The sequence below is a fragment of the Bartonella queenslandensis AUST/NH15 genome (assembly GCF_000312585.1).
Classification (GTDB): domain Bacteria; phylum Pseudomonadota; class Alphaproteobacteria; order Rhizobiales; family Rhizobiaceae; genus Bartonella; species Bartonella queenslandensis_A.
In genome coordinates, this window is the sequence record NZ_HE997975.1 from 33799 (window position 1) to 38645 (window position 4847).

The following is a 4847-nucleotide window of genomic DNA, read 5'->3' on the forward strand; positions in this document are numbered from 1 at the left end:
CCAAATGTGCATATCATTCTATCCCCTCTCCTCAGATAGCATTTATTTTTGCATTTAGATACACTCTTAAAAGGATTGTGTGCTCTTTCTTAAATACTCCCTATTAAATTCTTCTCATAACATACGAATAAAGAATCTTTATCAAGAGAAATTAAAATGAGAAAGCTCTATAGCACTCGTGATAAATGATTATTGATAAATCAAGATGTTAGAAAATAAAGATCTTTTTCTTGTATGAAAAAGAAGAATATTGTCTGTTGAAGTTATCATTTCATTTCCGATATTTAGAACGCTATAAATCATGAAGAGATTTATTTTTAAAGTTCTGTAGATTTCATTCACTTTAAAATAAAGAGGTATCATTTCTTTTTAGAACGTGTCGCAAAAGGATTATCAGAAGCCCTTAATGATAGGCGCACTGGTATACCAGACATATCAAATGCTTCACGTAATCCATTGACAAGATAACGCAAATACGACTGGGGCATGACTTTGGGACGCGAGCAAGAAATCATAAATCCAGGGGGACGTGTTTTCACCTGTGTGATATATTTAACCTTAAGTCGGCGCCCCGAAATTGCAGGTGGTGGATGATGTGCCACAACAGTTTCAAGCCATTGGTTCAATTTAGCCGTAGAAATGCGACGATTCCATACACGATGCATCATCATGATATTTTCCATGAGTTTATCAATCCCTTGACTATATTGTCCCGATAAAGGAATAGCCCTCAAACCACGAACTTGAGGAAGAAATCGCGCACATTTTTCATGCAAATCAATCAATGTAGCCTGACTATTTTCAATAAGGTCCCACTTATTGAAAGCAATAACTGGAACACGCCCCTCACGAATCACAAGATCAGCAATTTGTAAATCCTGTTTTTCAAAAGGCATCGTTACATCAAAAACAATGACCACTACTTCTGCAAATCGAATAGCACGCAAAGTATCTGCAACAGATAACTTTTCTAATTTTTCTTGAACTTTCGATTTTCGACGTAAACCTGCCGTATCAAAGAGTTTAATATGACGACCACGCCATTCCCAATCAACAGAAATAGAATCGCGTGTTAACCCTGCTTCTGGCCCTGTTAACAACCGATCTTGCTTCAACATGCTATTGATAAGAGTGGATTTCCCTGTATTGGGACGCCCCGCAATAGCAATCCGAATAGGCTTGCTTTCATCGTAAATAAGCCCCTCTTCTTCCAAATTATTTACATCATCACCAACGGATGCGGGCTGTATCGTCATATCTTCTTCTTTGTTGTTGCCAAAAGCGCGCTCTGATCCAACAGCGTCTATAATGGCATCACGAAGATCACTAAGTCCTAAACCATGTTCAGCCGATATTGGGCAAGGCTCTCCCAAACCTAATGACCAGGCCTCATACTCTCCCCCTGTTGCCACTTTTGACTCAGACTTATTAGCAACGAGTACAATCGGTTTTCCTGATTTGCGAACCAGTGAAGCAAAATTTAAATCACTCGGTGTTATTCCGCTCTTTGCATCAAATATGAATAAAATAAGATCTGCTTCATCAATCGCAGCTTTTGTCTGAGAACGCATACGCCCCTCAAGGGTATGATCTCCTGCTTCTTCCAGCCCAGCCGTATCAATCACATCAAAACGTAAATCCTGAAGTTTTGCCGCATGAACACGTCGATCACGTGTCACACCTGGCTTATCATCAACCAAAGCCAATTTTTGCCCAACCAAACGATTAAAAAGTGTTGATTTCCCTACATTGGGACGACCAATGATAGCAATGGTAAGGCTCATCGATTTATTCCTTATTTGCCTTGCCTTCAGCTTGCATAAGCTCAAGCATCATTCGAGCCCGATCTGTTACTTTTGATCTCAGCGCACCTTCTTCAGAAATTTTCTTAAAATAGTCAACGGCCTCATCAATCCTCCCTGCTTTATAGGCAGCTAATCCTAAAGCCTCTCGTGCGGACATACGCATAGGATCAATATCACTTGCCATATCTTTGACGCGCTTTTTGACATCATCCAAGGTTCCTGCATCAACTAAAAGATAGGCTGCTCGAATTTTCGCAACTTTCCGCAAAATCTGCGGTGCTTTCTCATCCGCCGCAACAGAATCAAAGATCTCTACCGATTTAATAAAATCGCCCTGCTTCATAAGTAAAGAAGCCTCCCGCAAACGAGCAAGAAAAGGGTATCCTCCAAAATCAGAGTCTTTAACATTCTCCAATTGCTTTATCGCCTTATCAAAATGACGTGTATCCGCAAGTTCAAGACTCTTTACAAATGTATCACCAACATAGCTAGCTTTCTTTATTTGCGCATGATGATAAATTTGATAAATAATTATCATCAGAATGAAAAGAAGAGCGGCTCCAATAATTGAAAAACCATAACGCCTCCAAAAAGCAAGCGCCTTTTCCTGACGAAATTCCGCATTAACCTCAGCAATAAAACTATCATACGACATATAACATACCTTGTAAAAAAATTTACTTTCTACCTTTTATGCATAAATGGACAAAGAGGATACCCTCATTCACGAAAAATCTTTAAGTCTCTCCGTTTATTCATTTCAAAGCAACATGTATCCTAATCGATTAGGCTTTTGCAACTATATCAATTAAATTTACTTTACATAATAATTTTTATATAATTTGAACTTATAAAAAAAATCACGATCTTAATCGTCTAGCATGCTTGTCGATAATATGAGCCGTTCTTTCTTCATTAATGTATGCCAAAGACAATCTTTTAAAGCCCTCAAAAACGACTGGTTCCTTATCTTCTGTTGTAAGAATTGCATTAAAAATGCAAATTCTTTACAAAACACGATTGCTAAACATCTCTTCCTAAAAACCAATAAACAAATTTTCACCTAGAAGAAAAAATACTGAAACGTTATTACAAATTATGCTCCCCTAAGTTTCAAGTAAAATTTTTTATACAAAGTATATCCCTTCAACTTATCTTCATACGATTAACAACTTTTTTGTAATCGATCCTTAAAGCTTCTAAAAATACCCTATTGTAAGGGCCAAACCCACATAAGCATGGGAACAGCAACAATAACGATCAACACCGCTAATGGAGCCCCCAAACGTGGATAATCACTAAAACGATATCCTCCTGGCGTCATCACGAGCATATTGCTTTGATGTCCAATAGGTGTAAGAAATTCACAACCAGCACCAATTGCAACAGCCATTAAAAAAGCTTCAGGCTTATAATGGAGAGAATGAGCAAAACTTGACGCAATGGGTGCGACCATCATAACCGTTGCTGCATTATTCAAAAATGGCGTGACCAACATGGCTGTCACCAACATCAGTGCTAAAGCACCAGATGGTGGGAAGAATATTGCCAATTGGCTTAACCATTGACCAATAAGATCCGTACATCCTGTTTTTTCTAATGCTTCACTTACTGGAATAAGAGCCGCTAATAGGACTAATATTGGGCCATCTAATGCCTGATACAGATCACGCGCGGGCAAAACGCGAAAGATAACCATTGCAGTGGCAGCAAAAAAGAAAGAAAAAGCAACTGGAACAATATGAAAAGCCGTAAAAATAATTGCTATAAATAAAATGGCTAAAGATATAAAACCATGTCGTAAATTTCCAAACACAATATTTCGTTTTGCTAGGGGCAAACATTTCAATTCCCTTAATAAATTGGGAATAACCGAATCTTGTCCTTTTAAAACAATCACATCTCCAAGATGGAAAATAATATCATCAAGTCTTCCTCGAACCCTTTCATGTTGACGACTTAACGCAAGTAAATTGACATTATAGCGATCAAATAGGGAAAACTCTTTCGCACTAATGCCAATAAGAGGCGAGTTATGAGTGATGACCGCTTCAATAATATCAATGTCACTGTCTTTATCCCCTGTAGAAAGAGTTCGCTCCTTAGAAAACTCTAAACGAGCAGAATTCATCACACTATCTATTCCTGTATGCGATCCTTCCAGCAAAACAATATCGTTTTCAGACAAAACAAAATCCGGTAGTGGTGAAATAGATACTTTGTTCCTGATGATTTGAATCACCATAACATCACCACTTGATGGCTTAACTAAATCAACGATACTTTTTCCTACAATCGGTGAATTTATTGTAATATGCACTTCTGCGACATAATTACGAATATCAATGGCATGATCAAACGATCCACCTGAACGCACACGCACAGGCAAAAGCCAATAAAAAAAGACCAAATATAAAACACCAACGGTCGCAATAACCGCACCAACTGGTGTAAAATCAAACATAGTAAAAGGTGTTCCTGCTAAACGTTCTTGCATCGCTGAAATAACAACATTGGGAGATGTTCCTATTTGTGTCATAAGCCCCCCCAACAAAGAACCAAAGGCCATGGGCATCAAAAAGACAGAAGGAGAAATCTGAGAACGACGAGAAAACTGAAAAGCGATCGGAAGCATAATAGCCAAAGCACCAATATTTTTAACAAACATTGATAACACAACAACAGAAAGAACCAAAAAAGCTAATTGAAGACGCACTGATTTCACATCTGGCCATATCCGTTGAATAATAAATTCCATTATACCAGAGCGCGATACAGCCGTACTGACAACAAACACACTTCCAACGATAATAACAATATCATTACTAAAACCGCTAAAAGCTTCCTTTGGACTGACAAGTCCAAGAGCACAAGCGATTAATAATGTACAAATAGCAACAAGATCATAACGAAATCGATCCCAAATAAAAACAACCATCATGAGACCAATGATCAAAAAGGCCATTATTTGATTTTCTGTCATAATACTCACCTCTCCCCATTAAATTATAATGAACAAAAACATAATCTTTATATGTTTTA

General features: G+C 37.8%; 3 protein-coding genes. All 3 read right to left on the reverse strand.

What is annotated here, in order from left to right; genetic code table 11:
• Positions 1-359: 359 nt before the first annotated feature.
• On the reverse strand, positions 360-1784 hold the full coding sequence (gene der / locus BN338_RS00435) for a ribosome biogenesis GTPase Der (RefSeq protein WP_039758019.1): 1425 nt from the start codon (positions 1782-1784) through the stop codon (positions 360-362).
• A gap of 4 nt (positions 1785-1788) precedes the next feature.
• The gene (locus tag BN338_RS00440; RefSeq protein ID WP_039758020.1) at positions 1789-2460 is read right to left on the reverse strand and encodes a DUF2659 family protein; all 672 of its coding nucleotides are present in this window, start codon (positions 2458-2460) and stop codon (positions 1789-1791) included.
• Between the two features lie 555 nt (positions 2461-3015).
• The gene (locus BN338_RS00445; protein ID WP_039758021.1) at positions 3016-4788 is read right to left on the reverse strand and encodes an SLC13 family permease; all 1773 of its coding nucleotides are present in this window, start codon (positions 4786-4788) and stop codon (positions 3016-3018) included.
• Between the last annotated feature and the right edge of the window lie 59 nt (positions 4789-4847).